27 protein-coding genes are annotated in these 26,690 nt (G+C 67.9%); 21 read left to right on the top strand and 6 right to left on the bottom strand.

Annotated features, from left to right (window positions below; genetic code table 11):
• Positions 1 to 22: 22 nt before the first annotated feature.
• The 14 genes from rpsH (at position 23) to QFW81_RS08665 (ending at position 9,856) form a co-directional block, all read left to right on the top strand.
• The gene (rpsH, locus tag QFW81_RS08730) at positions 23 to 418 is read left to right on the top strand and encodes a 30S ribosomal protein S8 (protein ID WP_280578323.1); all 396 of its coding nucleotides are present in this window, start codon (positions 23 to 25) and stop codon (positions 416 to 418) included.
• 13 nt (positions 419 to 431) lie between these two features.
• Entirely contained in the window at positions 432 to 959 is a 528-nt protein-coding gene (rplF, locus tag QFW81_RS08725; RefSeq protein ID WP_280578322.1) for a 50S ribosomal protein L6, read from the top strand.
• A gap of 32 nt (positions 960 to 991) precedes the next feature.
• Entirely contained in the window at positions 992 to 1,345 is a 354-nt protein-coding gene (gene rplR, locus QFW81_RS08720; RefSeq protein ID WP_280578321.1) for a 50S ribosomal protein L18, read from the top strand.
• A 168-nt stretch (positions 1,346 to 1,513) separates the two neighbouring features.
• The gene (gene rpsE / locus QFW81_RS08715) at positions 1,514 to 2,053 is read left to right on the top strand and encodes a 30S ribosomal protein S5 (protein WP_280578320.1); all 540 of its coding nucleotides are present in this window, start codon (positions 1,514 to 1,516) and stop codon (positions 2,051 to 2,053) included.
• A complete protein-coding gene (gene rpmD, locus QFW81_RS08710; RefSeq protein ID WP_280578319.1) occupies positions 2,046 to 2,243 on the top strand; it encodes a 50S ribosomal protein L30 in 198 nt (65 codons plus the stop codon). The genes rpsE and rpmD overlap by 8 nt, the downstream gene beginning before the upstream one ends.
• Positions 2,244 to 2,247: 4 nt before the next feature.
• Complete coding sequence (gene rplO, locus QFW81_RS08705; RefSeq protein WP_280578318.1) at positions 2,248 to 2,682, top strand: 50S ribosomal protein L15; 435 nt, start codon at positions 2,248 to 2,250, stop codon at positions 2,680 to 2,682.
• 28 nt (positions 2,683 to 2,710) lie between these two features.
• A complete protein-coding gene (gene secY, locus QFW81_RS08700) occupies positions 2,711 to 4,036 on the top strand; it encodes a preprotein translocase subunit SecY (protein ID WP_425604000.1) in 1,326 nt (441 codons plus the stop codon).
• Between the two features lie 443 nt (positions 4,037 to 4,479).
• On the top strand, positions 4,480 to 4,836 hold the full coding sequence (gene rpsM, locus QFW81_RS08695; RefSeq protein ID WP_280578316.1) for a 30S ribosomal protein S13: 357 nt from the start codon (positions 4,480 to 4,482) through the stop codon (positions 4,834 to 4,836).
• Positions 4,837 to 4,851: 15 nt separating this feature from the next.
• Positions 4,852 to 5,244 (top strand): 30S ribosomal protein S11, encoded by a 393-nt coding sequence (rpsK, locus tag QFW81_RS08690; protein ID WP_146387421.1) that lies wholly within the window; start codon positions 4,852 to 4,854, stop codon positions 5,242 to 5,244.
• Positions 5,245 to 5,259: 15 nt separating this feature from the next.
• Complete coding sequence (gene rpsD, locus QFW81_RS08685) at positions 5,260 to 5,895, top strand: 30S ribosomal protein S4 (protein WP_280578315.1); 636 nt, start codon at positions 5,260 to 5,262, stop codon at positions 5,893 to 5,895.
• Positions 5,896 to 6,041: 146 nt separating this feature from the next.
• Positions 6,042 to 7,040 (top strand): DNA-directed RNA polymerase subunit alpha, encoded by a 999-nt coding sequence (locus QFW81_RS08680; RefSeq protein ID WP_280578314.1) that lies wholly within the window; start codon positions 6,042 to 6,044, stop codon positions 7,038 to 7,040.
• Between the two features lie 254 nt (positions 7,041 to 7,294).
• Positions 7,295 to 7,669, top strand: coding sequence for a 50S ribosomal protein L17 (gene rplQ, locus QFW81_RS08675; protein ID WP_280578313.1), 375 nt, complete (start codon positions 7,295 to 7,297; stop codon positions 7,667 to 7,669).
• Positions 7,670 to 7,872: 203 nt separating this feature from the next.
• The gene (locus QFW81_RS08670; protein ID WP_280578312.1) at positions 7,873 to 8,370 is read left to right on the top strand and encodes a disulfide bond formation protein B; all 498 of its coding nucleotides are present in this window, start codon (positions 7,873 to 7,875) and stop codon (positions 8,368 to 8,370) included.
• Positions 8,371 to 8,461: 91 nt separating this feature from the next.
• Positions 8,462 to 9,856, top strand: a complete 1,395-nt coding sequence (locus QFW81_RS08665; protein WP_280578311.1) for a class II 3-deoxy-7-phosphoheptulonate synthase — start codon at positions 8,462 to 8,464, stop codon at positions 9,854 to 9,856.
• 99 nt (positions 9,857 to 9,955) lie between these two features.
• Here the strand turns inward: QFW81_RS08665 and QFW81_RS08660 are convergent, their stop codons facing one another.
• A complete protein-coding gene (locus QFW81_RS08660) occupies positions 9,956 to 10,540 on the bottom strand; it encodes a 2'-5' RNA ligase family protein (protein ID WP_280578310.1) in 585 nt (194 codons plus the stop codon).
• Positions 10,537 to 12,366 carry a translational GTPase TypA gene (gene typA / locus QFW81_RS08655; protein ID WP_280578309.1) on the bottom strand — a complete coding sequence of 610 codons (1,830 nt, stop codon included), beginning with the start codon at positions 12,364 to 12,366 and terminating at the stop codon, positions 10,537 to 10,539. The genes QFW81_RS08660 and typA overlap by 4 nt, the downstream gene beginning before the upstream one ends.
• Before the next feature lie 120 nt (positions 12,367 to 12,486).
• Here typA and QFW81_RS08650 point away from each other — a divergent pair, with 120 nt between their 5' ends.
• The 7 genes from QFW81_RS08650 (at position 12,487) to prpE (ending at position 21,999) form a co-directional block, all read left to right on the top strand.
• A complete protein-coding gene (locus tag QFW81_RS08650; RefSeq protein ID WP_280578308.1) occupies positions 12,487 to 12,981 on the top strand; it encodes a peptidylprolyl isomerase in 495 nt (164 codons plus the stop codon).
• Positions 12,982 to 13,260: 279 nt separating this feature from the next.
• Positions 13,261 to 14,466, top strand: a complete 1,206-nt coding sequence (locus tag QFW81_RS08645) for an aminotransferase class I/II-fold pyridoxal phosphate-dependent enzyme (RefSeq protein ID WP_280578307.1) — start codon at positions 13,261 to 13,263, stop codon at positions 14,464 to 14,466.
• Positions 14,467 to 14,566: 100 nt separating this feature from the next.
• Complete coding sequence (locus QFW81_RS08640; RefSeq protein WP_280578306.1) at positions 14,567 to 15,553, top strand: malate dehydrogenase; 987 nt, start codon at positions 14,567 to 14,569, stop codon at positions 15,551 to 15,553.
• Entirely contained in the window at positions 15,550 to 16,578 is a 1,029-nt protein-coding gene (locus QFW81_RS08635) for a glycosyltransferase family 2 protein (RefSeq protein WP_280578305.1), read from the top strand. Before QFW81_RS08640 ends, QFW81_RS08635 begins: the two co-directional genes overlap by 4 nt.
• 55 nt (positions 16,579 to 16,633) lie before the next feature.
• A complete protein-coding gene (locus QFW81_RS08630; protein WP_280578304.1) occupies positions 16,634 to 18,373 on the top strand; it encodes an ArnT family glycosyltransferase in 1,740 nt (579 codons plus the stop codon).
• 264 nt (positions 18,374 to 18,637) lie between these two features.
• On the top strand, positions 18,638 to 19,936 hold the full coding sequence (locus tag QFW81_RS08625; RefSeq protein ID WP_280578303.1) for a hypothetical protein: 1,299 nt from the start codon (positions 18,638 to 18,640) through the stop codon (positions 19,934 to 19,936).
• 158 nt (positions 19,937 to 20,094) lie between these two features.
• Entirely contained in the window at positions 20,095 to 21,999 is a 1,905-nt protein-coding gene (gene prpE, locus QFW81_RS08620; protein WP_280578302.1) for a propionate--CoA ligase, read from the top strand.
• A gap of 36 nt (positions 22,000 to 22,035) precedes the next feature.
• Here prpE and QFW81_RS08615 read toward each other — a convergent pair whose 3' ends face one another.
• From QFW81_RS08615 to QFW81_RS08600, 4 genes are all read right to left on the bottom strand, one after another.
• A complete protein-coding gene (locus tag QFW81_RS08615) occupies positions 22,036 to 22,494 on the bottom strand; it encodes a cell wall hydrolase (RefSeq protein ID WP_280578301.1) in 459 nt (152 codons plus the stop codon).
• A 334-nt stretch (positions 22,495 to 22,828) separates the two neighbouring features.
• Positions 22,829 to 24,868: an oxidoreductase gene (locus tag QFW81_RS08610; protein ID WP_280578300.1), complete on the bottom strand. Its 2,040-nt coding sequence runs from the start codon at positions 24,866 to 24,868 to the stop codon at positions 22,829 to 22,831.
• A 91-nt stretch (positions 24,869 to 24,959) separates the two neighbouring features.
• Positions 24,960 to 25,574: a membrane protein YczE gene (gene yczE, locus QFW81_RS08605; protein WP_280578299.1), complete on the bottom strand. Its 615-nt coding sequence runs from the start codon at positions 25,572 to 25,574 to the stop codon at positions 24,960 to 24,962.
• Between the two features lie 96 nt (positions 25,575 to 25,670).
• Positions 25,671 to 26,687, bottom strand: coding sequence for a zinc-binding alcohol dehydrogenase family protein (locus QFW81_RS08600; protein ID WP_280578367.1), 1,017 nt, complete (start codon positions 26,685 to 26,687; stop codon positions 25,671 to 25,673).
• Positions 26,688 to 26,690 lie beyond the last annotated feature (3 nt).

The raw sequence follows: 26,690 nt of genomic DNA, 5'->3' as shown, positions 1-26,690 counted from the left end.
GGTGCACTCATAAGGAACTTCCATGAGCATGACTGATCCCATCGCCGACATGCTGGTCCGCATCCGGAATGCGGCCGCGGTCGGCAAGCCGACGGTGAAGATGCCGTCTTCCAAGACCAAGGTCGCGATCGCCAACGTTCTCAAGAACGAGGGTTACATCGCCGACCTGCGCGTGTCCGAGAACGGCGCCAAGTCCGAGCTCGAGCTCGAGCTGAAGTACTACGAAGGCCGCCCGGTGATCGAGCAGCTCAAGCGCGTCTCGCGCTCGGGCCTGCGCCAGTACCGCGGCAAGGACGCGCTGCCCAAGGTGCTCAACGGCCTCGGCGTCGCGATCATCTCCACCTCGAAAGGCATCATGACCGATGCGCAGGCGCGCCAGCAGGGCGTCGGCGGTGAAGTCCTGTGCTTCGTGGCCTAAGGGAGAAACGCACATGTCCCGTATCGCCAAGAAGCCGGTCGCACTGCCCAAGGGCGTGGAAGTGAGCTCGCAGCCGGGCTCGATCAGCGTCAAGGGCCCGAAGGGAACGCTGTCGGTTCCCAAGCCGGCCGACATCCAGATCACCATCGAGGACGGCAACGCGCTGCTCTCGGCCAACGATCCAGCGCAGATCGCCCTCACCGGCACCTTGCGCGCGATCGTCGCGAACATGGTCCACGGCGTGTCCCAGGGCTTCGAGCGCAAGCTCGAGCTGGTGGGTGTGGGTTACCGCGCCGCGGTCCAGGGCAAGGACCTGAACCTCTCGCTCGGCTTCTCGCATCCGGTCGTGTTCAAGGCCCCCGAAGGGATCACGATCACCACGCCGACCCAGACCGAGATCCTGGTCGCGGGCGCGGACAAGCAGCTGGTGGGTGAAGTCGCCGCTAAGATCCGTGGATTCCGTCCGCCGGAGCCCTACAAGGGCAAGGGCGTGAAGTACTCCGACGAAACCATCATCCGCAAGGAAGCCAAGAAGGCCTAAGGGCCGATCCGCTTCCCGCCAGAGAACAGACCATGGACAAGAAAATCGCCCGCCTGCGCCGCGCCAAGTCGACCCGCGCGCACATCCGCGAACTCGGCGTGCCGCGCCTGTCGGTGCTGCGCACCGGACAGCACGTCTACGCCCAGGTGTTTAGCGCCGACGGCTCGAAGGTCCTGGCCGCGGCCAGCACCACCCAGGCCGACCTGCGCGAAGGCCTGAAGAGCGGCAAGAACGCCGAGGCGGCCGCGAAGGTCGGTCGCGCGATCGCCGAGAAGGCGCGCGCCGCAGGCGTGGAGCAGGTCGCTTTCGATCGTTCCGGCTATCGCTACCACGGCCGCATCAAGGCCCTGGCCGATGCCGCCCGCGAGGGTGGCCTGCAGTTCTGATGCTTGAAAGCGGGACGGCAGTCGCCATACCGCTTTCGATCTCGACCCGCCGGTGCGGGCATGCACCGGACGCCCCGCGGCTTCTGCCCGCGGACGCGGTCCACCGCTCCTGACCACAACCATAAGCGGCACAGCCGCCAATTCCCTTCAGAATCAAGAGATACGGCAATGGCAGAACAACGTGAGTCCCGCGGGCGCGACCGTAATCGCGACCGCGAAGAGATGGACGACGGCATGATCGAGAAGCTGATCGCGGTCAACCGCGTCAGCAAGACGGTCAAGGGCGGTCGCCAGTTCACCTTCACCGCGCTGACGGTGGTGGGCGACGGCAACGGCAAGGTCGGCTTCGGCTACGGCAAGGCGCGCGAAGTGCCGGTCGCGATCCAGAAGTCGATGGAGTACGCGCGCAAGAACATGAGCAACGTCGACCTCAACGGCGCCACCCTGTGGCACACCGTCAAGGCCGGCCACGGCGCGGCCCGCGTGTTCATGCAGCCCGCGTCCGAAGGTACCGGCGTGATCGCCGGTGGCGCGATGCGCGCCGTGCTCGAGGCGGTGGGCGTCAAGGACGTGCTGGCCAAGGCCGTCGGTTCGCGCAACCCGATCAACCTGGTGCGCGCGACGGTCAGGGGCCTGGAGTCGATGCATTCCCCCGCCAAGATTGCGGCCAAGCGCGGCAAGAAGCTGGAGGACATCGTCCATGGCTAAGAACGAAGCCACCGGCGGCATCGTCAAGGTGCGTCTGGTCAAGGGTCTGCGCGGCTCGCAGGCGAAGCACCGCCTGTCGGTGCGTGCGCTCGGCCTGAACAAGCTCAACGACGTCCGCGAACTGAAGGACAGCCCGCAGGTCCGTGGCCTGATCAACAAGGTCCACTACCTGGTCCGGGTCGAGGAGTAATCACATGAAGCTCAACACGCTCAAGCCCGCCGACGGCGCCCGCAAGGAGCGCACCCGGGTCGGTCGCGGCATCGGTTCCGGCCTCGGCAAGACCGCCGGCCGCGGCCACAAGGGTTCGTTCGCGCGCGCCGGCAAGGGCAAGATCAAGGCCGGCTTCGAAGGCGGCCAGATGCCCATGCACATGCGGCTGCCGAAGATCGGCTTCCGCTCCAAGCTCAAGGCCGACACCGCGGAAGTGTTCCTGTACCAGCTCGACAAGCTCGAGGGCGACGTCGACCTCGCCGCGCTGCGCGCGGCCAAGCTGGTGCCGCGCATCGCGAAGAAGGCCAAGATCGTCAAGAAGGGCGACGTCTCGAAGAAGCTCGTGCTCAAGGGCCTGCTGGTGACGGCCGGTGCGCGCGCGGCGATCGAGGCCGCCGGCGGCTCGATCCAGGAGTAAGCAGGGCATGGCGCGAAGCGCAGGAGCGATGTCGGGTCTGGCCGGCGCGGGCAAGTTCACCGAGCTGCGCCAGCGCCTGCTGTTCGTGCTCGGCGCGCTGATCGTCTACCGCATCGGCTGCTTCATCCCGGTGCCGGGCGTGAACCCGGACGCGATGCTGCAGCTGATGGAGCGGCAGGAAGGCACCATCGTGGACATGTTCAACATGTTCTCCGGTGGAGCGCTGGAGCGCTTCAGCCTGTTCGCGCTGAACGTGATCCCCTACATCTCCGCCTCGATCGTCATGCAGCTGATGGTGCAGATCGTGCCCAGCCTGAAGGCGATCCAGAAGGAGGGCGAGTCCGGACGGCGCCGGATCACCCAGTGGTCGCGCATCGGCGCGATCCCGCTGGCGATCTTCCAGTCGGCCGGCATCGCGATCGCGCTGCAGAGCCAGGGTGCGGGGACCGGCATCCCGGTGGTGTACGCCCCCGGACCGGGCTTCGTGCTCACCGCGATCGTGGCGCTGACCGCCGGCACCATGTTCCTGGTGTGGCTGGGCGAACAGGTGACCGAGCGTGGCATCGGCAACGGCGTGTCGCTGATCATCTTCGCCGGCATCGTGGCGGGTCTGCCCAGCGCCGTGATCGGTACGATCGAGGCCGCCCGCAACGGCGACATGAGCCCGATCGCGGTCATCGTGATCGCGGTGCTGGTGCTGGCCTTCACCTACTTCGTGGTGTTCGTCGAGCGTGGCCAGCGCCGGATCACCGTGAACTACGCGCGCCGCCAGGGTGGTCGCAACGCGTACATGAACCAGACCTCGTTCCTGCCGCTGAAGCTGAACATGGCCGGCGTGATCCCGGCGATCTTCGCCTCGTCGATCATCATGTTCCCGGCCACCGCCACCACCTGGTTCGGCCAGGCCGGTTCGGCCCAGTGGCTGCAGCGGGTGGCGCAGGCGCTCTCGCCCGGCGAACCGCTTTACATCCTGCTCTATGCGGGCCTGATCGCCGGATTCGCGTTCTTCTACACCGCGCTGGTGTTCAACTCGCAGGAGACTGCGGACAACCTGAAGAAGTCCGGCGCGCTGGTGCCTGGCATCCGTCCGGGCAAGGCCACCGCCGAGTACATCGACGCGGTGCTGACGCGGCTCACCGCTGCCGGCGCCGCCTACCTGGTGCTGGTGTGCCTGTTGCCGGAGTTCATGCGCGCCGAGCTGGGCGTCTCGTTCTACTTCGGCGGCACGTCGCTGCTGATCGTGGTGGTCGTGGTGATGGACTTCATCGCCCAGATCCAGGCCCACCTGATGTCGCACCAGTACGAAAGCCTGCTCAAGAAGGCGAACCTGAAGGGCGGAGCCCGGACGCGCTAGCGCGACACTGTCGCGCTGTCCGGGCGTAGCGCCCGACCATGGATGGTCGGGCAGGACGATCCAAAGCCGCCATGGCCCCGCCATGGATGGCCTTGGCGTTGAAAGCCGAAGCGGCGCCCATGGCGCTCCTTCGGCGGACATGGAAGCCACCAGAATTCACGCCGGCGCGGAGCCCAGCCTCCCCCGGCACGATGGGCGACTCCTGCGGCAGTCCCGCGCGGGGGTGGATCCGGGCCATACGCGCACCAGAGTAGTGCGCGGGGCCGGGGGGAGACCTCCGGGCCAGCCGGGATCCTTCGCCGGAGCATGGGCACACTCCCCATGCCGGGCGGGTGGCGCGAAGGCGCCGCCAGCTTCCAGATAACCCGGGACCCTGTTACAATTTCGTGTTCACTCCACCGGAATCATCCGTTCCGGTCGACCAACCAGTTGGAGATCCGCGCATGGCGCGTATTGCAGGTGTCAACCTGCCTGCCCAGAAGCACGTCTGGGTCGGGCTGCAAAGCATCTACGGCATCGGCCGTACCCGTTCGAAGCAGGTCTGCGAGTCCGCCGGCGTGTCTTCGAATACCAAGATCCGCGACCTGTCCGAGCCGGACGTCGAGCGCCTGCGTGCCGAGATCGGCAAGTTCGTGGTCGAGGGCGACCTGCGTCGCGAGGTCGGCATGGCCATCAAACGCCTGATGGACCTGGCCTGCTACCGCGGCCTGCGCCACCGTCGCGGCCTCCCCCTGCGCGGCCAGCGCACCCGGACCAACGCCCGTACCCGCAAGGGTCCGCGCAAGGCCATCAAGAAGTAATCGAGGACATCCGACATGGCCAAGCCGGCAGCTGCCAAGCAGAAGAAGAAGATCAAGCGCGTCGTCACCGATGGCATCGCGCATGTGCACGCTTCGTTCAACAACACGATCATCACGATCACCGACCGCCAGGGCAACGCGCTGTCGTGGGCGACCTCGGGCGGCGCGGGCTTCCGCGGTTCGCGCAAGTCGACCCCGTTCGCCGCGCAGGTGGCCGCCGAGAAGGCGGGCAAGGATGCGCTGGACTACGGCGTGAAGTCGCTGGAAGTCCGCATCAAGGGCCCGGGTCCGGGTCGCGAGTCGGCCGTGCGTTCGCTGAACAACGTGGGCTACAAGATCACCAACATCATCGACGTGACGCCGATCCCGCACAACGGGTGCCGTCCGCCGAAGAAGCGTCGCGTCTAAGGGAGCGATAAGACAATGGCTCGTTACATCGGTCCCACCTGCAAGCTCGCGCGCCGCGAAGGCGCCGACCTCTCGCTCAAGTCGCCCACCCGTGCGCTGGATTCCAAGTGCAAGCTGGAGCAGAAGCCCGGCCAGCACGGCGCCGGCACCGGCGCGCGTCGCAGCAAGCTGTCCGACTACGCCCTGCAGCTTCGCGAGAAGCAGAAGGTCAAGCGTATCTACGGCCTGCTGGAGCGCCAGTTCCGCAACTACTACAAGAAGGCGTCGAACAAGAAGGGCAACACGGGTGAGAACCTGCTGCAGCTCCTTGAGACGCGCCTGGACAACGTCGTCTACCGCATGGGCTTCGCGGTGACCCGTCCCTCCGCGCGCCAGCTGGTCTCGCACCGCGGCGTCACGGTCAACGGCAAGCCGGTGAACCTCCCGTCCTACCAGGTCAAGGCCGGCGACGCGATCGCCCTGTCCGAGAAGGCGCAGAAGCAGATGCGCGTGCAGGAAGCGCTGAACGTGTCGTCCAGCATGGACCTGTCGCCGTCGTGGGTCGAGGTCGACCAGAAGAAGTTCAGCGGCGTGTTCAAGGCGGTTCCCGACCGCGGCGACCTGCCGGCGGACATCAACGAAGCGCTGATCGTCGAGCTGTACTCGAAGTAAGGACTGGCGGCGGGTCATCCCGCGGCACCAGCAACAACTCCCCCGGCCCGTGCCCGCGCACGGGCCACCCCTTGCCATCAAGGGGCTCCAAACGTCCAGGGCGACGCATCGACGGATGCAGTGGCCCTGCAGGAGACGCTACGAATATGACAGTTACCGCCAACCAGGTCCTGCGCCCCCGTGGTCCCCAGATCGAGCGCCTCGCGGGCAACCGCGCGAAGGTCGTGATCGAACCGCTCGAGCGCGGCTATGGCCACACCCTCGGCAACGCGCTGCGCCGCGTGCTGCTGTCCTCGATCCCCGGCTTCGCGATCACCGAGGTCGAGATCGACGGCGTGCTGCACGAGTACAGCACGATCGAGGGCCTGCAGGAAGACGTGCTCGAGGTGCTGCTCAACCTCAAGGACGTGGCGATCCGCATGGGCACGGGCGAAAGCTCGACCCTGACCCTCAGCAAGTCCGGCCCGGGCGTCGTCACCGCCGCCGACATCAAGACCGACCACAACGTCGAGATCCTCAATCCCGACCACGTGATCGCGCACCTGACCAAGGACACCCAGCTCAACATCCGGCTGAAGATCGAGCGTGGCTTCGGCTACCAGCCGGCCGCTGCCCGTCGTCGCCCGGACGAAGAGACCCGCGCGATCGGCCGCCTGATGCTGGACGCTTCGTTCTCGCCGGTACGCCGCGTGGCCTATGAAGTCGAAGCGGCGCGCGTCGAACAGCGCACCGACCTCGACAAGCTGGTGCTCGACATCGAGACCAACGGCACGATCGACGCCGAGGAAGCCGTGCGCACCGCCGCCGACATCCTCACCGACCAGCTGTCGGTGTTCGGCGACTTCACCCACCGCGACCGCGGCGGGCAGAAGGCGGCGACCCCGGGTGTCGACCCGATCCTGCTGCGCCCGATCGACGACCTCGAACTGACGGTACGTTCGGCCAATTGCCTCAAGGCCGAGAGCATCTACTACATCGGCGACCTGATCCAGAAGACGGAAGTCGAGCTGCTCAAGACCCCCAACCTCGGCAAGAAGTCCCTCACCGAGATCAAGGAAGTCCTGGCGCAGCGCGGTCTGTCGCTGGGCATGAAGCTGGAGAACTGGCCGCCGGCCGGCGTGTCGAGCCACGGCATGCTGGGGTGAGCCCAGGCCGCCTGCGCGGCACTGCCGCGCGCCTGGGCGAACGCCCGGCGCGCTGCGCCGGGCCGGGGGTGCAAACGCGGCGCAGCCGCGGCTGGGCTTTGATGTAGTCGAGACATTCGAATACCGCCGACGAACCCGAGTTCGCGGCACCTCCGGCAAGGGATGCCGGACCGGACCAGCGCAGTCCAATTTCCAACGCCAGGATGGCGACAGCGATCCCCAATGCCACGACATTCACGTAAGGAACCCGACCCATGCGCCACCAGAAAGCCGGCCGCAAGTTCAGCCGCACCAGCGCCCATCGCGCCGCGATGTTCACCAACATGGCCGCGTCGCTGTTCAAGCACGAACTGATCAAGACCACCCTGCCCAAGGCCAAGGAGCTGCGCCGCGTCGCCGAGCCGCTCATCACCCTGGGCAAGGTCGACAGCGTCGCCAACCGCCGCCTGGCCTTCTCGCGCCTGCGCGACAAGGAAGCCGTCGGCAACCTGTTCACCACGCTCGGCCCGCGATACGCCAGCCGTCCCGGTGGCTACCTGCGCATCCTCAAGTGCGGCTTCCGCGCCGGTGACAATGCGCCGATGGCGTACGTCGAGCTGCTCGACCGCCCGCAGGCCGACGCCGAGTAAGCGCAAGCGGCCGCCGTGGCCGCGACACCTGTGCGACGAGAAAGCCCCGACCCGTTCGGGGCTTTCCTGCATCAGGGCCTGCATCCTGGCGTTGCACATGCAGCATCGAAGGCGATGGGCGCGGCGATCGCCGACCCCGGCGGTCGTGCACGCGCGCCGGGCCGGGGCGATAATGCCGGCTTCGTCCCCGTGTGCCGGTGCGCATGAATCCACTCCGCTGGTCCTTCCGTCTCCAGATGCTGGCCGGCGCGGCCATCTGCTTCGCGCTGATCGGCTTCGCGATATACAGCCAGTTCGCCTGGGGGCTGGAGCCCTGTCCCCTGTGCATCTTCCAGCGCATCGCGTTCGCGGCGCTCGGACTGGTGCTGCTGCTGGCGGGGCTGCATGCGCCACGCGGAAGCGGGGGGCGCCGCGTATGGGGCGTGCTCGCACTGGCCGCCGCTGCCGCGGGGATCGGCGTCGCGGCGCGTCATGTGTGGCTGCAGATGTTCCCGCCGGAGATTCCCGCCTGCGGCGCCCCGTTCGCCTTCATGCGCGAAACGATGGACACGCCGGGCCTGATCCGGCAGGTGCTCATCGGCACCGGCGACTGCGGCACCGTCGACTGGACCTTCCTCGGTCTGTCGATGCCGTGGTGGAGCCTGGTGTGGTTCGTGGTGCTTGCCGCATGGGCGTTGTTCGCGGCATTCCGGCGGCGCTGAGCGCTGGCGGTCCGTACCGGCGTCCGTTGCAGCTGAAATTGACGCGTCGCAACAAGGGGCGCACCATCGCCGCTCAATCCGAGTAGCGCACATGAACAGGCCCGACAGACCCCTCCAGGCAGTGAACCTTCCGAACGAATGGCATCCCGGCAGCTGGCGCTCGCGCCCGGCGCTGCAGATGCCCACGTATCCGGACGCGGACGCGCTGGCCGAGGTGCAGGACGAGCTGCGCGCACTGCCGCCGCTCGTCACGTCGTGGGAGATCCTCGCGCTCAAGCAGCAGCTGGCCGAAGCCCAGGAGGGCCGGCGCTTCCTGCTCCAGGGCGGCGATTGCGCGGAGAACTTCGGCGAATGCTCGTCGGACATCATCTCCAACCGGCTCAAGGTGCTGCTGCAGATGAGCCTGGTGCTGGTGCACGGCATGAAGCTGCCGGTGGTGCGCGTGGGCCGGTTCGCGGGCCAGTACGCCAAGCCCCGTTCGGCGGACACCGAAGTGCGCGACGGCATCGAGCTGCCGAGCTACCGCGGCGACATCGTCAACGGGCCGGCATTCACCGCGCAGGCGCGCATTCCCGATCCCCGGCGCATGATCAAGGCGCACGCGCGTTCGGCGATGACGATGAACTTCGTGCGTTCGCTGATCGACGGCGGCTTCGCCGACCTGCACCATCCCGAGTACTGGGGCCTGGGCTGGGTGAAGCAGTCGCCGCTCGCGGGCGAGTACCAGAAGATGGTGGCGGGGATCGGGGATGCCGTGCGCTTCATGGAGACGCTGGCCGGCGCCCAGGTGCACAACCTCAACCGGGTCGACTTCTACACTTCGCACGAGGCGCTGCTGCTGCCCTACGAGGAAGCGCAGACGCGTCAGGTGCCGCGGCAGTGGGGCTGGTTCAACCTCAGCACGCATTTCCCCTGGGTGGGCATGCGCACCGCCGCGCTCGATGGCGCGCACACGGAGTACTTCCGCGGCATCCGCAATCCGATCGCGGTCAAGGTGGGTCCCTCGGTGACGCCGGACCAGCTGCTGCGCCTGATCGACGTCCTCAACCCGGACGACGAGCCGGGCCGGCTCGGCCTGATCCATCGGATGGGCGCGTCCCATGTGGCGGCGAAGCTGCCGACCCTGCTCGATGCGGTGAAGCGCGACGGTCGCCGCGTGCTGTGGATCTGCGATGCCATGCACGGCAATACCGAGTCGACCAGCAACGGTTACAAGACCCGGCGCTTCGACAACATCCGCAGCGAGATCGAGCAGTCGTTCGACATCCATGCCGCGGCCGGCACCCGCCTGGGCGGCGTGCACCTGGAGCTGACCGGGGAAGACGTCACCGAGTGCATCGGCGGCGCGCGCGACCTGACCGAGGTCGACCTCGGTCGCGCCTACCGCTCGGCGGTCGATCCCCGCCTGAACTACGAGCAGGCGCTCGAGACCGCGATGCTGATCGTGCGCAAGCACGCCCAGCTCAATCCACCGGTCGTCGCCTGAGCGGGAATGAGTGGCGCACGTGCGGGGGCTTGCACGCCTGTGGGTCGCCGCGCTGCGCAGGCGCGAAGGCCCGCGCGCGATCGATAGCAGGCTCTGCGGCTACAGCAATGCCGGCTGGTGCGGCGCGGTCGGCAGCGTGGTCCCGGTCAGCGGCCATGCGGCCAGTTGTTCGTAGCGCCCACCCGCATTGAACAGCAGTTCGAAGCCGTCGACGCGCAGCGGCGCCCCGGTGCAGTCGACGTCGGCAAGCCACGGCTGCGGCTCGAGGTCGCGGGCGAGGTAGGCGAGGGTGACGTGCGGCTGCGTGGTGGCCTGCTGCGGACGCAGTCCGCAGCGTCGCACGGCGGCGTGCGTTTCATCGCACAGTGCCTGCAGCGCTGGACAGGCATCCGGCAGCGCGACAACGGCGCCGGACTGTCGCCAGTACTCGATGCGATCGAGGGTGAAGCTGTGCGGCGGGATACGCGCGGCTGCGTCCGCGAACGCCGCGAGGAGCCGGGGCGTCACCGTGTGGCGCAGGTCGTCGCCCATGAAACACAGCGTGGCGTGCCATTGCTCCGGCCGCCGCGGTTGCGGCTTCGGCGCGCCCACGGGGCTTGCCGAGACGAGTGCATCCACCAGCGCCGACAGCCGCTCCCGGCCGTCGGCATCGGGCCGCCAGCCGGGGAATAGCGCGCCGCTCACGCCGCGCGGCTGGCCCGCTTGCGGTCGCTCTCGGTCAGCATCTTCTTGCGCAGCCGGATTTCCTTCGGCGTCACCTCGACCAGCTCGTCGTCGTCGATGAAATCCAGCGCCTGTTCCAGGGTGAACTTGATCGCCGGGCTCAGCTGGATCGCATCGTCCTTGCCGGACGCGCGCATGTTGGTCAACGGCTTGGTCTTGATCGCATTGACCGTCAGGTCGTTGTCCTTGGAGTGGATGCCGATCAGCTGGCCCTCGTAGACGTTGTCGCCTTCGGCCGCGAACAGCTTGCCGCGGTCCTGCAGCGGCCCGAGCGAGTAGGCCGGGGTCGCGCCCGGCGCATTGGCGATCATCACGCCGTTCTGGCGCTTGGCGATGGCGCCGGTTTCCTTCGGGCCGTAATGGTCGAACACGTGGAACAGCAGGCCCGAACCCTGGGTGAGCGTGCGGAACTCGTTCTGGAAGCCGATCAGGCCGCGCGCCGGGATCTCGTAGTCGAGGCGCACGCGGCCCTTGCCGTCGGGCTCCATGTTCTTCAGTTGCGCCTTGCGCGTGCCGAGCTTCTCCATCACGCCGCCCTGGTGCACTTCCTCCACGTCGACGACGAGCTGTTCGATCGGCTCCATCAGCTGGCCGTCGATCTCCTTGATGATCACCTCGGGGCGCGACACGGCGAGTTCGAAGCCCTCGCGGCGCATGTTCTCGATCAGCACCGACAGGTGCAGTTCGCCGCGGCCGGAGACCAGGAACTTGTCCGCGTCCTCCAGCTGCTCGACCTTCAGGGCCACGTTGTGAACGGTTTCGCGCTCGAGCCGGTCCTTGAGCTGGCGACTGGTCAGGAACTTGCCGCCCGACAGGTCCTTGTTGCCGGCAAACGGGGAATTGTTGACCTGGAAGGTCATCGAGATGGTCGGTTCGTCCACGGTCAGCGCCGGCAGCGCCTCGGGCGTGTCGAGCGCGGTGACGGTATCGGAGATCGTGAGGTCCTGGATGCCGGAGATGGCGACGATGTCGCCGGCTGCAGCGCTGTCCTGCTCGATGCGCTCCAGGCCCAGGAAGCCGAGCACCTGCAGCACCTTGCCCTGGCGCTTCTTGCCTTCGCGGTCGATCACGGCGACCGGCATGTTCTTCTTCATCGTGCCGCGCTGGATGCGGCCGATGCCGATCACGCCGACGAAGTTGTTGTAGTCCAGCTGGCTGATGCGCATCTGGAACGGGCCGTCCGGATCCACCGACGGTGCCGGCACGTGCCGCATGATCGCCTCGTACAGCGGCGTCATGTCGCCTTCGCGGGCGGCGTCGTCGAGGCTGGCATACCCATGCAGCGCCGATGCGTAGACGATCGGGAAGTCGAGCTGTTCGTTGGTCGCGCCCAGCTTGTCGAACAGGTCGAACACCTGGTCGATGACCCAGTCAGGGCGCGCGCCCGGGCGGTCGATCTTGTTGACGACGACGATCGGCTTGAAGCCCATCGCGAACGCCTTCTGGGTCACGAAGCGCGTCTGCGGCATCGGGCCGTCCATCGCATCGACCAGGATCAGCACCGAGTCGACCATCGACAGCACGCGCTCGACCTCGCCGCCGAAGTCGGCGTGTCCGGGGGTGTCGACGATGTTGATGCGGTTGCCCTGCCAGGTGATGGCGGTGTTCTTGGCCAGGATCGTGATGCCACGTTCCTTTTCCTGGTCGTTGCTGTCCATCACCCGCTCGGCGAGGACGGTGCGCTCGGACAGGGTGCCGGACTGCTTCAGCAGGCAGTCGACGAGGGTGGTCTTGCCGTGGTCGACGTGGGCGACGATGGCGATGTTGCGCAGGCGTTCGATGGACATGTCAGCGGGTTCGTAGACGACGCACCCGCTGCCGGGGAGGGCAGGGCACGCAAGGGCGGGAGGGAAGCCCGCTATTATAGCGGGCCTACCGGCCTGTCCGGCCATCTGGAGCTGAATCGCATGAGCCTGTCCGCCATTTTCGAGACCGACCGCGGCACCATCAAGGTCGACCTGTTCGCCGACAAGGCACCGTTGACGGTGGCCAATTTCGTCAATCTGGCCCGGCGCGGCTTCTACGACGGCCTCGCGTTCCACCGCGTGATCCCTGATTTCATGATCCAGGGCGGCTGTCCCGAGGGCTCCGGCCGCGGCGGCCCGGGCTACCGCTTCGAGGACGAGACCGGCAATGGCGTGAAGCACGAGCGCGGGGTGCTGTCGATGGCCAATGCCGGGCCGAACACCAACGGCAGCCAGTTCTTCATCACCCACATCAAGACCGACTGGCTGGACGGCAAGCACACCGTGTTCGGCAAGGTCACCGAGGGCCTGGACGTGGTCGACGCGGTGAAGCAGGGCGACGCGATCAAGTCGATCCGGATCGATGGCGACGCCGATGCGGCGCTGGCGGCGCAGGCCGACCGCGTCGCGGAGTGGAACAAGATCCTCGCAGCCTAGCTGGAGGTTCGCCCGTCCCCGCGCCCAGGGCGCGGGGACGCACCGGCGCTGTGCGGGGGCGTCCGTGCCATCGTGCATCGCGCATCCGGGGGCCGCGGCACAGCGGCGTGTTCCGAGCGTCCGGCTGGTGCCGAGGCCGGGCATTGTGCCAATCGAAACAGTGGCTTGGCGGCCGCCGCCGGGCGATCGCAGCGGCCTCGCATGCTAGAATTCGCGGCTGCCACGCGGCGTCCGGCGTCCCGCTGGCGCCGCTCCCGCCATCCGTTCGAGACTCCCCCGATGCCCCGACTCGCCCGCCGCATGGGTCGTGCCAAGCAGAGCGCGATCATGCTCGTCGCCGAACGGGCCAGGCAGCTCAAGGCGCAGGGGCGCGACATCATCAGCTTCTCGATCGGGGTGCCGAACTTCCTCCCCGGCGAACACGTCTACGCGGCCGCGCGCGAGGCCCTGGCGTCCGATTCGGGCCAGTACGGCAGCAACCGCGGCACCGACGCCCTGCTCGATGCGTTCCTGGCGCACCTGGCGCGCGCGGGGCTGGAAGGCTACACGCGCGCCAACTGCGCCACCGGCATCGGCGCCAAGCACGTGCTGTTCAACCTGTGCGAGGCGCTGCTGGAGGAGGGCGACGGGTTCGCCTTCGCCACGCCCTACTGGACCACCTATGCCGACATCGGCGCGCTGCTGGGCGCGGACGTGCGGCTGCTGCCGTGCCCGCCAGGGCAGGACTACAAGCTGGTGCCCGCGCAGCTCGAGGCCGCGCTGGCCGCCCGGCCGAAGGTGTTCCTGTTCAACAACCCGTCGAATCCGACCGGCATGGTCTACAGCCGCGAGGAAATCGCGGCGCTGGCGGACGTGGTCGCGCACCATCCCGATACCTGGGTGATCACCGACGACATCTACCACCGCATGGTGTTCGACGGCCTGGGCTACCACAATTTCCTGCACGTCCGTCCGGAGCTGCGCGACCGGGTGATCTTCGTCGACTCGCTGTCCAAGACCTACGGCATGCCGGGATGGCGGGTGGGTTTCATGGCCGGTCCCGAGCCGGTGGCGGCGGCGCTGACCGCGCTCAATTCCACCCATGTCACCAATGTGCCGGAGGTGGCGGTCGCGGCCGCGATCGCCGCGCTGTCCGGGCCGCAGGACGTGCCGGCACAGAAGTGCGCCGAGTTCCAGCAGCGCCGCGATCTCGTACTCGAGACCCTGTCGCACATCCCGGGCCTGGTGTGTCCGCGTCCACAGGGCGCGTTCTATGCGTTCCCGGACGTGAGCGTCGCCTTCGGCAGGACGCACGCGCCCACCGGCCTGCGGATCGACAACGACGTCGACCTGTGCAACGCACTGCTCGACGCCAAGGGGCTGGCCTGCGTGCCGGGTTCGGCCTTCGGTGAGCCGCGCGCCCTGCGCATTTCCTACACCTGTCCCGCGCCGCAGCTCGCGCCGGGACTGCAGCGCTTCCGCGAGTTCTTCGCGGAACTGTCCTGACATCCCGCTTGACGTACGTGATGCCGCCGACCGTTTTCTCCCCGTCGGGTGACCGCGCGCCGACGCGGGCCCGCCTTCCCCGTTGCAAGAGGACCTCCCGATGAAAGCCCCCGTTCGAGTCGCAGTCACCGGCGCCGCCGGCCAGATCGGTTACGCGCTGCTGTTCCGCATCGCCTCCGGCGAAATGCTGGGCAAGGACCAGCCGGTCATCCTGCAGTTGCTGGAACTCCCGATCGACAAGGCCCAGGCCGCGCTGCGCGGCGTGATGATGGAGCTGGAAGACTGCGCGTTCCCGCTGCTGGCCGGCATGGTCGGCACCGACGATCCGGAAGTGGCGTTCAAGGATGCCGACGTGGCCCTGCTGGTCGGCGCGCGCCCGCGCGGCCCGGGCATGGAGCGCAAGGACCTGCTGCTGGAAAACGCCAAGATCTTCACCGCCCAGGGCGCGGCGCTGAACAAGGTCGCCTCGCGCGACGTCAAGGTGCTCGTCGTCGGCAACCCGGCCAACACCAATGCCTACATCGCAATGAAGTCCGCGCCGGACCTGGATCCGAAGAATTTCACCGCGATGCTGCGCCTGGACCACAACCGTGCGCTGAGCCAGCTGGCCAACAGGGCCGGTGTGGCCGTGGGCGAGATCGAGAAGCTGGTGGTGTGGGGCAACCACAGCCCGACCATGTATCCCGACTACCGATTCGCCACCGTGGGCGGCGCGTCGCTGAAGGACAGGATCGGCGACGACGACTGGAACGCGAACGAGTTCATTCCCAAGGTCGGCAAGCGTGGCGCGGCGATCATCGAGGCGCGCGGCCTGTCGTCGGCCGCCTCGGCGGCCAATGCGGCGATCGACCACGTCCGCGACTGGGTGCTCGGCAGCGAGGGCAAGTGGGTGACCATGGGCATCCCGTCCGACGGTTCGTACGGGATCCCGGAAGGCGTGATCTTCGGCTTCCCGGTCACCACCGAGAACGGCCGCTACACCCTGGTACGCGACCTGCCGATCGACGACTTCAGCCGGACGGCCATCGACAAGACCCTCGCCGAACTCGAGGAAGAGCGCAGCGGCGTGGCGCATCTGCTGGGTTGATCGACACCGTGGACCAGAGCCGTTCCTTCGCGGGCGCGCCGTCGGGAGTGGGAAAAGCGGCAACGACCGCGACCGCGCGCGTCGCGGTCGTCGTTCCGGCTTTCAGGGCGAGTCAGTCGGTGGTCGATGTCGTACGCTGCATCGGGGTCGAGGTGGACCACATCCTCGTCGTCGACGACGCCTGCCCCGATGGGTCGGGCAGGCGGGTCGATGAGGAAGTCGACGACCCGCGTGTCGAGGTCATCTTCAACCCGGTCAACCTTGGGGTGGGCGGCGCGATGGTGGTCGGGTACCGCCGCGCCATGGAGCTGGATGCCACCGTCTGCGTCAAGCTGGATGCCGACGGGCAGATGGATCCGGCCCTCATTCCGCGCTTCATCGCTCCGCTGCTCGCTGGCGAAGCTGACTACGTGAAGGGCAACCGCTTCTTCCATATGCGCGACGTGGTGGAGATGCCGGGCTTGAGGCTGTTGGGCAATGCCGCGCTTTCGTTCCTCAGCAAGCTCTCGACCGGCTACTGGCACGTCTTCGATCCGACCAATGGATTCACCGCCATCCATTCGGTGTGCCTGGAGCACGTTGAACTCGGAAAGATCGACCAGCGGTTCTTTTTCGAGAGCGATCTTCTCTTCCGCCTCCACCTGATCGACGCGGTGGTGGCGGATCTGCCGATGCGCGCGACCTACGCGGATGAGACCAGCAACCTCAGTCCGATGCGCGAGATCCCCCGGTTCGCCGTCTCGCACACGAGGAATTTCCTCAAGCGGATCTTCTACGAGTACTACCTGCGAGATTTCAACCTGGCGTCACTGCAACTGCTGGGCGGTAGTCTCCTGCTGCTGTTCGGGGCGGTGTACGGCGCGACGGTATGGATCACCAACCTCGCGCGGGCCGCCGAATCCCCGCCCGGCACGGTGGGCGTGGTCACAATGGCGATGATCCTGGGTTTCGTGTTCATCCAGGGCTTCGTAGCCTTCGATTACGCGCGAATCCCGCAGCGTCCCTTGCAGCGCAGGCTGCAGTAGCCAGCGTGGCTTATCTTTCGTCGCGATCTTCCACTCCGCACCAAAGGTGAACAGGATGTTCCAGCGCTACCGAATGGAAGCCCTTGGTCTGGGCCTCGCCCTGTTCGCCCCGCTACTGCTCGCCTATCTGTACTACGTCGGTCTGTACTGCAGCGACGACACCCGATACCTGATCGGCGCGATACGTATCGCGAGTGGCGAGGAAATCTCCACGACTTCGGTGGCCGAGCGTCGGATCGTGCTGCTGCTGCCAGCGGCGGCTATGTACGCGTTGTCGTCCAGCGTGGAGCTGTCCGTCGCCATCTACGGGGTGTTCTTCCTGATGCTGGGGGGTGCAGCGTTCCTGCTGGCCCGCCAGTTTTTCGGGCCCCTGGGGGCTGCGGCCGCGGCCGTACTCGCGGTGTCGCAGCCCGTCGTGTTTCTGTACGCGGGTGCGATGGCGCCCGATATCGCGTCGTCGATGTTCCTGGTGGCAAGCCTGTACTGCCTGTGCCGGTGGGTCGGCGGCGAGCATGCCTCGCGCAACGCCCGACGTACGGCCTGGGCATACGCGTTCGGCGCGGGCGTGAGCCTGGCGCTCGGCTTCGTCGTCAAGGAGAGCGGAGCGGTCGTGCTGGTGATTCCGGCGGCGCTGCTGCTGTGGAAGGCCTGGCGCGATCGGTTGTCCATCGCAGTTCTCGGCGGCATGGCGATGGCTGCCGGGTTCGTCGTCGTCCTGCTGATCGAGGTGCTCGTGTTCCGGGCGACGTCCGGAGACTGGTATTCGAGCGTGGGGAGCCTGCTGTCTCCGCATGACTTCACCGGCTACGCCGACGCGCAGGGGCGGACCCCGAGGGCCAGACTCGATTCGCTGCGTTACCTGCTGGGCGACCATTCGTGGGCACTTTTCATCTTCGCAGGGGTTGCGACGGCACACCTGCTCTGGGACACCTTCAGGCGACGCCTGCGAGGTCCGGTCGCGACGATGTGGTGGACTGTTGCGGCATTCTGGATCTGGCCGCTGCTGTACTTCACCTACGGGTCGGGCTCCTTGTCCGAGTATGTTTTTCCGGTCATGCAGCAGCGCTATTACGCACCCTGCATCGTACCGGCTGCATTGCTCGTGATCCGGTTGTTGACCTCGCTTGCCGGATATGCCGGAAGCCATTGGGCCCGGACTCCCATCGTCGCGGCGCTCTGCGTCATATGGTTTGCGCTATCGAGCGGTCCATACCGGGAGTGGAGCCAGCGCGGACTGATCTACGGCGCGCCGGCGAAGGAAGCGTTCGAGTTGGCGTTGATGGACGCGCAGCGCAGCCACCCCGGGGTGCCCGTCGTCGATACGCCCTCGGGCTGGACGACGGATCTTGCCCGTTGCAGGGCGCTGCTGACACTCGACACCGATGAAGAGCGGGAGCGGTTCACGAATATGCTGCGACGAGAGACAGATCGGAATGGGCGATTCGACTATCCCGCGGTCGATCAGGTCGATGGCCCGCTGCTCCTGGTGGGGCACGGGGACTACCTTGGCTCGTCGAAGCCGCCGCAATGGGTCAGGCGCCTGCAGAAGGACGCTCGCGAGGGCAGGGTGCGCATCCTCCGCCTGGGACGCTTCAGCGCGCTGCCTGCATTGGCCCCCGACACTTGGTGGTTGCCGCGACAATTTGCGGCACGTGCATCCTTGTCGGATCTGACAGAAGCGCAACATGCGGGTCGGATCCCAGAACGCCAGGAGTTGGACGAGCATGCGCGACTATCTTCCGTGGAGATCTATTTGGTCGAGCCGTCGACGCGTCCGCCGTCGGTCGGCCGATAGAACGGCACGTAGAAGAATCGCGATCTGCTTGCCGGAACCACTAGCGCGTGCTTCGGTGCGCCGACGCCGGGCTGGCGGTTCGAGCGCGCCTGAGATCGAGAGGATCCGCGTTCCGTGCGGGGAGGAGCGACGATTCGATGCGCGCGGCGGCGCGGCGATGGCTCTGTCGCGCGCGGAGCCCATCTTGAAGTCGCAGCGCGGACGAGACACGTCGCAGGCGGATAGGCGAGTCGGTCCGGCGGGCTGTGCGTCGCAGGAGTGGCCGTGAGCCGTCGTTGCAGCGCCTGGCTGGGCAAAGGCGCGCCCGTGCTCTTGCTGCAATGGCTGGCGATGACCGCGCTTGGCATCTGGCTCGCGCTGTGGTGGCAGCCAGCGCCTCACAGTGACTGGGGCTATTACTGGTCTGCGGCCGGTACGGCGTCGGCATATGAGCGTGGTGGTCTGTCGCTGTGGCTGCTGGCGCTTCCGAAGGCCCTGGGATGGTCTCCGGTGGCGTCCGCGCTTGCGTTGAATCTGCCTGCTGCGACAGTTGCGCTTGTGCTCGCATGGCGGGTCGATCCGACCCGCTGGCGCATCCTGGCCCATGCGACAGCGGCGTATCTGCTGCTGATCACGCCGTTCTTCGGGATCGTCCAGCTCGACCTGATCGCCGCTGCACAGTTGGGGATCGGCGCGTGGCTGGCGGCAGGCAGGGCGAAGCATGGTTCGCAATTGCTGCACGTTGCGCTCGCGATCGTCGCGGTCGCGCTGGCGGTGTCTACGAGGCCGCAGTATGCGCTGGTGCTCTGGGTGTTCGTGCCACTGACTGGGCTCCTGGTTGCGTTTCGCGGGCGCCCGGCATCGCGCGCACTCGTCGTGCAGGGCGTCCTGGTGGCCGGGTCCCTGCTGGGGTTTGCGACCGACATGGCGATGCGCCAGGCCAGTGGGCGGACAGAGCAGATCCGCACCAGTTCGGCGGTCACGCTGTACGCGGGACTGCTGGTGTCGAGCGATCGCTGGAGCCAGCGCTGCGGCAACTGGTCGCCGGCCGCAGCCGCTGCCGCGCGCGAGGACCTGGATCGTCCGATGTTGCGGGCGGTGGCCGATCGGCTGGCGGCACGTCCCGGCAGCCACTGGGCATCGGTGATCGCATGCAAGGCGCCGCAGATCGGCAGCCCGCCTCCCTACGCCATGTACTGGCTGTTCGAGGCTCCGAACGTGCGCGAGCGCATCGATGCGAGACCCGACCGCGATCGGATCGAGGCCGCCTACCGCGCACTGCGCCGGGTCGAGAACGTCGCCTATCGGGGGGTGTGCCTCGCGATCCTGGCGCTCTGCCTGATGATCGCGTGGTGGCTGCTCCGTCGGGGGAATCGGCTCGGCTGGATCCCGCTGGCATGGGTGGCCGGATTCTGGGCGGTGCATATGGTGTTCGAAGTCCAGGGACGCTATTTCCTGGGTCTCTACCTGCTCGCGCCGTTGTGGTGCGGGCTGGTGTTGGGTGCGCCGCCCGTGAGCGCGGCACGGGCCGGCGGGAAAGCGGGCACGACCGCACCATCGGAGGCGGCGCATACGGGCTCGTGAAGGCCGCGAACTGCGCGACGCTCACGACGATTAGTCCGCCGGAGGGATGTCCAAGGCATTGATTCGACAGTCTTCTTCCCGCTACAGACCAAGGTCGTAGCGCCGCGGAGCCGGGCACGGCCTAGCCTTCGCGGCATCAGTCGGCGGGAGGGCCGGTGATGCACTACGAAGACTGGTATCGACGCTCCATCGAGACCCCTGAGGAATTCTGGGGCGAGCAGGCGAAGGCCATCCACTGGCATCGGCCGCCGGACCGGATCCTCGACGATTCGAACCCGCCGTTCCGAAGGTGGTTCGTCGGTGGGCAGACCAACCTGTGCTTCAACGCGGTCGACCGCCACCTCGAGGCGCGCGGCGACCAGCTGGCCCTGGTCGGCTGGTCGAGCGAAACCGGCCGCATCCGCGAACTGACCTATCGCCAGCTGCATCGCGAGGTGAACGTGTTCGCCGCGGTGCTGCAGTCGCTGGGCGCCTCGCGGGGCGATCGGGTGGTGATCTACATGCCGCACACGCTCGACGCGGCGATCGCGATGCTCGCCTGCGCGCGCATCGGTGCGATCCACTCGGTGGTGTTCGGCGGCTTCGCCGCGCACAATCTGGCGCTGCGCATCGACGATGCGAGGCCAGTGGTGCTGGTCACGGCCGACGCCGGCATCCGCGGCGGCAAGGTGATCCCGTTCCTGCCACTGGTGGACGAAGCGCTGTCGCGTTGCAAGCATCCGCCGGCACGCGTACTCGTGGTCGATCGTGGGCTGGCGGGTCCGCTTGCATTGCGCGGGGACCGTAACGTCGATTACGCCAGCGCGCGGCAGGGCCAGGAGGATGCGGACGTACCGGTGGCCTGGCTCGAATCCAACGAACCCAGCTACATCCTCTACACCTCCGGGACCACCGGCAAGCCGAAGGGCGTACAGCGCGACGTGGGCGGCTACGCGGTCGCGCTCGCACTGTCGATGTGGTCGGTGTACGACATCCGCCCCGGGCAGGTGATGTTCTCCACGTCCGACATCGGCTGGGTGGTCGGCCATTCCTACAACGTCTACGGGCCGTTGATCGCGGGGGCCACGTCGATCCTTTACGAGGGCCTGCCCACCTCACCTGACCCGGGCATCTGGTGGCGCATCGTCGAGCGTTATGGCGTGCGCACGATGTTCTCGTCGCCCACCGCGGTGCGCGTGCTCAAGAAGCACGACCCGGCGTTCATCACCGATCGCGACCTGTCGGGGTTCGAATACCTGTTCCTCGCCGGCGAGCCGCTCGACGAGCCCACCGCGCGCTGGATCTCGGACGTGCTCGGCAAACCGGTGATCGACAACTACTGGCAGACCGAAACCGGCTGGCCGGTGCTCACCCTGCTGCCGGGCCTGGACATGAATCCGGTGCGGCTGGGGTCGCCCGGGATGCCCAACCTGGGCTACCACCTGCGGGTGATCGACGAGGCGACCGGCGAGGATGCGCCCGCGGGAGACAAGGGCGTGCTGGTGATCCAGCCGCCGCTACCGCCCGGATGCATGACGACGATATGGGGCGACGACCAGCGCTTCGTCGACAGTTATTTCAGCCATTTCCGCGAGCTGCTCTACAGTTCGCTCGACTGGGCCATCCGCGACGCCGACGGCTACACCTTCATCCTCGGCCGCACGGATGACGTGATCAACGTCGCCGGCCATCGCCTGGGCACGCGCGAGATCGAGGAATCGGTGTCGCGCCATCCGGATGTGGCGGAAGCTGCGGTCATCGGCGTGCACGACGCGGTCAAGGGCCAGGTACCGATCGTGTTCGCAACGCTGCGACGCGCGCATACCGATGCGGAGGCCGGCGAGACCGCGGCGCAGATGCGCAAGGTGGTGGTCGACCAGCTCGGCGGCGTCGCGCGACCCGCACGCGTGTACGTGGTGAACGCGCTGCCGAAGACGCGCTCGGGCAAGCTGCTGCGGCGTTCGCTGCAGGCGCTGGCCGAAGATCGTGACCCGGGCGATCTGTCGACGCTCGACGATCCCGGTGCGCTGGAGGAGATCCGTCGCGCCCTGCAGCGCGGGCCCGAGGCGGGAGGCGGCGAGTGAGCAGCGCGGCGCACCAGGCGCCGCGCCGCATCGCGCTCAGCCCTTGCGCGGCTTGAGCGGCTGCACGCGCAGGAAGGTGTGGTCGCCGATGGTCGCCACCTGGTAGGCATTGCGCCAGCTTGGCGCGGCGATCGCGTGCGCCATGAAGTGGCTGGCACCGGGCACGATCTCCTTGCGCTTGCCGACAGGCAGCGCCCAGTTGCGTTCCGACTCGATCGCGGTGCCCACCACCTGCGCCCAGGCGTGCGTGTTGTGCATGCGCGTGCGCGGCGAGACGATCGTCGGTGCGAACTGCTTGCGCGCGGTGACCACCTCGCACATCGAGTCGCCCCACAGGCCACTCTCCTCGCGGCGCAAGGCCACTTCGGCGACGGCCTGCTGGCCGCGGACGGACTGGTTGCGGGCCTCGAGGTACAGCGTGGTGCTGAGACAGAGGGAATCTGCGGCTTCGGGCGACATCATCGATGCCAGCCACAGGATCCAGTCGAGCTTCATCGGGAACTCCTTGCTCCGTTGCGCCCGGCCCCGCGCGGCGCCTCCCGCAGCGGGGAGGCGTCGACGATGACCGGACATGGCGTGTTGGGGAGGGCAGCGGCTCTATGGCGCTTTTGCCCGGGCGCCGAAGTCCGCGGAACGCGGCTCGGGCCGGTTCCCGCCAATCGGTGGAGGCGGGAAAAGTGGGCGCACGGTACGGGTCCGAAACCCAATCATTCCTGAACGCGTAGTGGAAGTGAATGATTCGATTGGAGTTTTTACATGACCGCTGGCGACGGCGGCGTGCAGGATCAAGGCCTTAGGGCCGACAGTGCAGGCCCCGGGTGATGCGGACTCAGAGGGCTGCGGCCAGCCGGCTGGCCTGGGCGATGGCGCGTTTAGCATCGAGTTCGGCCGCCACGTCGGCGCCCCCGATGACGTGCACGGTCCGGCCCAGCGCCTGCAGGGGCGCCAGCAGCGGGCGGTGCGGTTCCTGCCCGGCGCAGACCACCACGTGGTCGACGGGCAGCAGTTGCGGCTGGCCATCGATGCGCAGGTGGAAGCCCTCGTCGTCGACCGCCACGTATTCGACGCCACCGATCATGCGCACGCCTTTGTGCTTGAGCGTGCTGCGATGGATCCAGCCGGTGGTCTTGCCCAGGCGCGCGCCCGGCTTGCCGGGACTGCGCTGCAGCAACCACACCTGGCGCGGCGATGGGCCCACACGCGGCTGCACCAGTCCGCCGGGCTGTTCGAAGCGCGGATCGACGCCCCATTCGCGCATCCACGCCTCCACGTCGAGCGACGGCGAGGGCGCGTCCTGCACCAGGAATTCGCCGACATCGAAGCCGATGCCGCCGGCGCCCACGATCGCCACGCGCCGTCCCGGCACCATCCGCCCCTGCAGCACGTCGACGTAACCCACCACGCTCGGATGGTCGTGCCCGTCGAAGTCGACCGCGCGCGGTGTGACGCCGCTGGCCAGGACGATTTCGTCGAACGACTCCAGTGCCTGTGTGTCCGCGTCGGTCGACAACCGCAGTTCGACGCCGGTCTCCGCGATGCGGTACGCGAACCAGCGCAGCGTCTCGTCGAACTCTTCCTTCCCGGGAATGCGCCGTGCGAGATTGAACTGTCCGCCGATCTCGCCCGCTCGATCGAACAGCACCACGCGATGCCCACGCTGCGCCGCCACTGTCGCGCAGGCCAGTCCGGCGGGTCCGGCCCCGACCACCGCGATCCGCTTCGGCGCCGGCGTCGGCAGGTAGTTGAGCTCGGTCTCCGCGCACGCGCGCGGATTCACCAGGCAGCTCGCGGTGCGGCGCTGGAACACGTGGTCCAGGCAGGCCTGGTTGCAGGCGATGCAGGTGTTGATCGCCTGCGGCGTGCCGGCGCGCGCCTTCGCCACCCACTGCGGATCGGCGAGCAGCGGACGCGCCATCGACACCATGTCGGCGCCGCCCGCGGCGAGGATGCGTTCGGCCACGTCGGGCATGTTGATGCGGTTGGTGGCCACCAGCGGCAGCGACACGTGCGGCTTGAGCTTCGCGGTGACGCCTGCGAAGGCCGCGCGCGGCACCGACGTGGCGATCGTGGGCACGCGCGCTTCGTGCCAGCCGATGCCGGTGTTGAGGATCGTGGCGCCAGCGGACTCGATCGCGCGTGCCTGCAGCACGATCTCGTCCCAGTCCGAACCCTCCGGCACCAGTTCCAGCATCGACAGCCGGTAGATAATGATGAAGTCCGGGCCGCAGGCGTCGCGCACGCGGCGCACGATCTCGCTCGCGAACCGCATCCGCCGACGCACGTCGCCGCCCCAGGCATCGCCGCGCCGGTTGGTGCGCGCGCTGAGGAACTGGTTGATCAGGTAGCCTTCCGAACCCATCAGCTCGACGCCGTCGTAGCCGCCGTCGCGCGCGAGCTTCGCCGCGGTGGCGTACGCGTCGATCGTGCGTTCGACGCCGCGCGCGGACAGCGACCGCGGGGCGAACGGATTGATCGGCGCCTTGATCCGCGACGGCGCCACCGACAGCGGGTGGTAGGCGTAGCGTCCGGCGTGCAGCAGCTGCAGGCAGATTTTCGCGCCGTGCCCGTGCACCGCCGCGGTGACCTGGCGGTGCTTGCGCGCTTCCCATGGCCACGCCAGGCGGCTGGCGAAGGGCGTCAGCCAGCCTTCGAAGTTGGGTGAGAAGCCGCCGGTGACGATCAGCGCGACGCCACCTTCCGCGCGCTCGGCGAAGTACGCGGCGAGCTTCGGGAAATCGCGCTTGCGGTCTTCCAGGCCGGTGTGCATCGACCCCATCAGCACGCGGTTGCGCAGCGTGGTGAAGCCCAGGTCGAGCGGCGCGAACAGGTGCGGATACGCGGGGTCAGGCGCGGGCGTGGCGAACGTCATGTCGGGATACGCATGCGTATGGAACGCGCACGATGCCGCGAATCGGACGGGCGGGCAAGCGCCGGTTGCGAGGCGCGCCGCCCGCCGAGCGTCAGGCCGCTGCCGGCACCACCACCACGCGCGGTTCGAACCAGCGCAGGGTGCGACCCACCAGCGGGCCGATCAGCAGCGCGAACGCCAGGGTACCGACGCCCACGGTGCCGCCCATCCACCAGCCCGCCAGCAACACCGAGCCCTCGATGCCGGTGCGCACCGCCCACACCGGCCAGCCGAAGCGCGCATGCAGTCCGGTCATCAGGCCGTCGCGCGGGCCCGGTCCGAAACGCGCGCCGATGTACAGCCCGGTGGCCAGGGCGAGCAGGCCCAAGCCCGCCGCGAAGAACGCCGCTTGTTGCCACCACACGTGCACGTCGGGCAGCAGCCACAGTCCGAACTGCGCGCTCGGCCCGACCAGCAGCACGTTGAGTACCGTGCCCAGGCCCGGGCGCTGCCGCAGCGGCCACCACAACAGCAGCACGCCGACGCCGATCAGGTTGGTGAGCAGGCCGAAGGCTAGGCCCGTCTGCTGTACCAGGCCCTGGGTCAGCACGTCCCACGGCGCCACGCCGAGCCCGGCGCGCACCATCAGGCTGATCGCGATGCCATAGCCGAACAGTCCGAGCAGCAGCTTGGCCAGGCGATGGATCGGGAAGGATGCTCGCGTCATGTGCGGATTGTCGTGTCGAAACGGTGCGCCGGCCATGGCGCCACGCGCGCCACTGTGTTCCGGCACGTGGACACCGCCGTGCCGCCGCGGTCGAGGCTACCAGCCGGCCAGTGCCAGCTTGCCGATGCTGCGGCCCGATTCCAGGCGGCGATGCGCCTCGCGCAGGTTGACCGCGTTGATCGGCGACAGCGTCTCGTACAGCGTGCCGCGCAGGCGCCCGGCATCGACCAGTTCCGCGACCCGCGCCAGGATGCGTCCCTGCTCGTGCATGTCGGCGGTCCGGAAGCGCGGCCGCGCGAACATCATTTCCCAGTGGATGCCGATGCACTTGGCCTTGTACGGATCGCCGATGCGCAGCGCGCCGGCGGGCTCGACGATCAGGCCCACGTGGCCCTGCGGCGCCAGCAGCTCGCCCAGCTCGGTCCAGTAGCGGTCGGTATCGGCGAGGTTGAGCGCGGCATCGACCGAGTCGATGCCCAACGTTTGAAGTTGCGGCGCAAGCGGCTGGCGATGGTCGACCACGTGCCGTGCGCCCAGCGTGCGGCACCAGGCGACCGTCTCTTCGCGCGAGGCGGTGGCCACCACGGTGAACCCGGCCAGCGTCGCCAGCTGGATCGCGATCGACCCGACGCCGCCGGCGCCACCGATCACCAGCAGCACCTTGCCGCCGCCGCCGCCCTCAACGGCGTAGCCCATGCGTTCGAACAGCAGCTCCCAGGCGGTGAGCGCCGTGAGCGGCAGCGCGGCGGCCTGCGCGACGTCGAGCGTGGCAGGCGCGTGCGCGACGATGCGTTCATCCACGAGCTGCAGCTGCGCATTGCTGCCCGGGCGCGTGATGTCGCCGGCGTAGTAGACCGCATCCCCGGGGCGGAACCCGGTCACGTCCGGTCCGACGGCCTCGACCACGCCGGCGGCGTCGTAACCGAGCACCTTCGGCCGGGACTCGACCTGCGGCTTCGGGGCGCGGACCTTGGTGTCGACGGGATTGACCGAGACCGCCTCCACGCGCACCAGCAGGTCGCGTCCGTCGGCGACGGGCGCGTCGAGTTCCACGTCCTGCAGCGATTGTGGATCGTCGATCGGCAGATAGCGGGTGAGGGCAACGGCTTTCATCGT

The sequence above is a fragment of the Luteimonas kalidii genome (assembly GCF_029887935.1).
Lineage (GTDB): Bacteria > Pseudomonadota > Gammaproteobacteria > Xanthomonadales > Xanthomonadaceae > Luteimonas > Luteimonas kalidii.
This window is presented reverse-complemented; position numbering and strand designations above follow the sequence as displayed.

Coding starts and splice junctions, on each gene's coding strand:
- rpsH (WP_280578323.1), top strand. CDS start 23: ATGAGCATGACTGATCCCATCGCCGACATGCTGGTCCGCATCCGGAAT.
- rplF (WP_280578322.1), top strand. CDS start 432: ATGTCCCGTATCGCCAAGAAGCCGGTCGCACTGCCCAAGGGCGTGGAA.
- rplR (WP_280578321.1), top strand. CDS start 992: ATGGACAAGAAAATCGCCCGCCTGCGCCGCGCCAAGTCGACCCGCGCG.
- rpsE (WP_280578320.1), top strand. CDS start 1,514: ATGGCAGAACAACGTGAGTCCCGCGGGCGCGACCGTAATCGCGACCGC.
- rpmD (WP_280578319.1), top strand. CDS start 2,046: ATGGCTAAGAACGAAGCCACCGGCGGCATCGTCAAGGTGCGTCTGGTC.
- rplO (WP_280578318.1), top strand. CDS start 2,248: ATGAAGCTCAACACGCTCAAGCCCGCCGACGGCGCCCGCAAGGAGCGC.
- secY (WP_425604000.1), top strand. CDS start 2,711: ATGTCGGGTCTGGCCGGCGCGGGCAAGTTCACCGAGCTGCGCCAGCGC.
- rpsM (WP_280578316.1), top strand. CDS start 4,480: ATGGCGCGTATTGCAGGTGTCAACCTGCCTGCCCAGAAGCACGTCTGG.
- rpsK (WP_146387421.1), top strand. CDS start 4,852: ATGGCCAAGCCGGCAGCTGCCAAGCAGAAGAAGAAGATCAAGCGCGTC.
- rpsD (WP_280578315.1), top strand. CDS start 5,260: ATGGCTCGTTACATCGGTCCCACCTGCAAGCTCGCGCGCCGCGAAGGC.
- QFW81_RS08680 (WP_280578314.1), top strand. CDS start 6,042: ATGACAGTTACCGCCAACCAGGTCCTGCGCCCCCGTGGTCCCCAGATC.
- rplQ (WP_280578313.1), top strand. CDS start 7,295: ATGCGCCACCAGAAAGCCGGCCGCAAGTTCAGCCGCACCAGCGCCCAT.
- QFW81_RS08670 (WP_280578312.1), top strand. CDS start 7,873: ATGAATCCACTCCGCTGGTCCTTCCGTCTCCAGATGCTGGCCGGCGCG.
- QFW81_RS08665 (WP_280578311.1), top strand. CDS start 8,462: ATGAACAGGCCCGACAGACCCCTCCAGGCAGTGAACCTTCCGAACGAA.
- typA (WP_280578309.1), bottom strand. CDS start 12,366: ATGTCCATCGAACGCCTGCGCAACATCGCCATCGTCGCCCACGTCGAC.
- QFW81_RS08650 (WP_280578308.1), top strand. CDS start 12,487: ATGAGCCTGTCCGCCATTTTCGAGACCGACCGCGGCACCATCAAGGTC.
- QFW81_RS08645 (WP_280578307.1), top strand. CDS start 13,261: ATGCCCCGACTCGCCCGCCGCATGGGTCGTGCCAAGCAGAGCGCGATC.
- QFW81_RS08640 (WP_280578306.1), top strand. CDS start 14,567: ATGAAAGCCCCCGTTCGAGTCGCAGTCACCGGCGCCGCCGGCCAGATC.
- QFW81_RS08630 (WP_280578304.1), top strand. CDS start 16,634: ATGTTCCAGCGCTACCGAATGGAAGCCCTTGGTCTGGGCCTCGCCCTG.
- prpE (WP_280578302.1), top strand. CDS start 20,095: ATGCACTACGAAGACTGGTATCGACGCTCCATCGAGACCCCTGAGGAA.
- QFW81_RS08615 (WP_280578301.1), bottom strand. CDS start 22,494: ATGAAGCTCGACTGGATCCTGTGGCTGGCATCGATGATGTCGCCCGAA.
- QFW81_RS08610 (WP_280578300.1), bottom strand. CDS start 24,868: ATGACGTTCGCCACGCCCGCGCCTGACCCCGCGTATCCGCACCTGTTC.
- yczE (WP_280578299.1), bottom strand. CDS start 25,574: ATGACGCGAGCATCCTTCCCGATCCATCGCCTGGCCAAGCTGCTGCTC.
- QFW81_RS08600 (WP_280578367.1), bottom strand. CDS start 26,687: ATGAAAGCCGTTGCCCTCACCCGCTATCTGCCGATCGACGATCCACAA.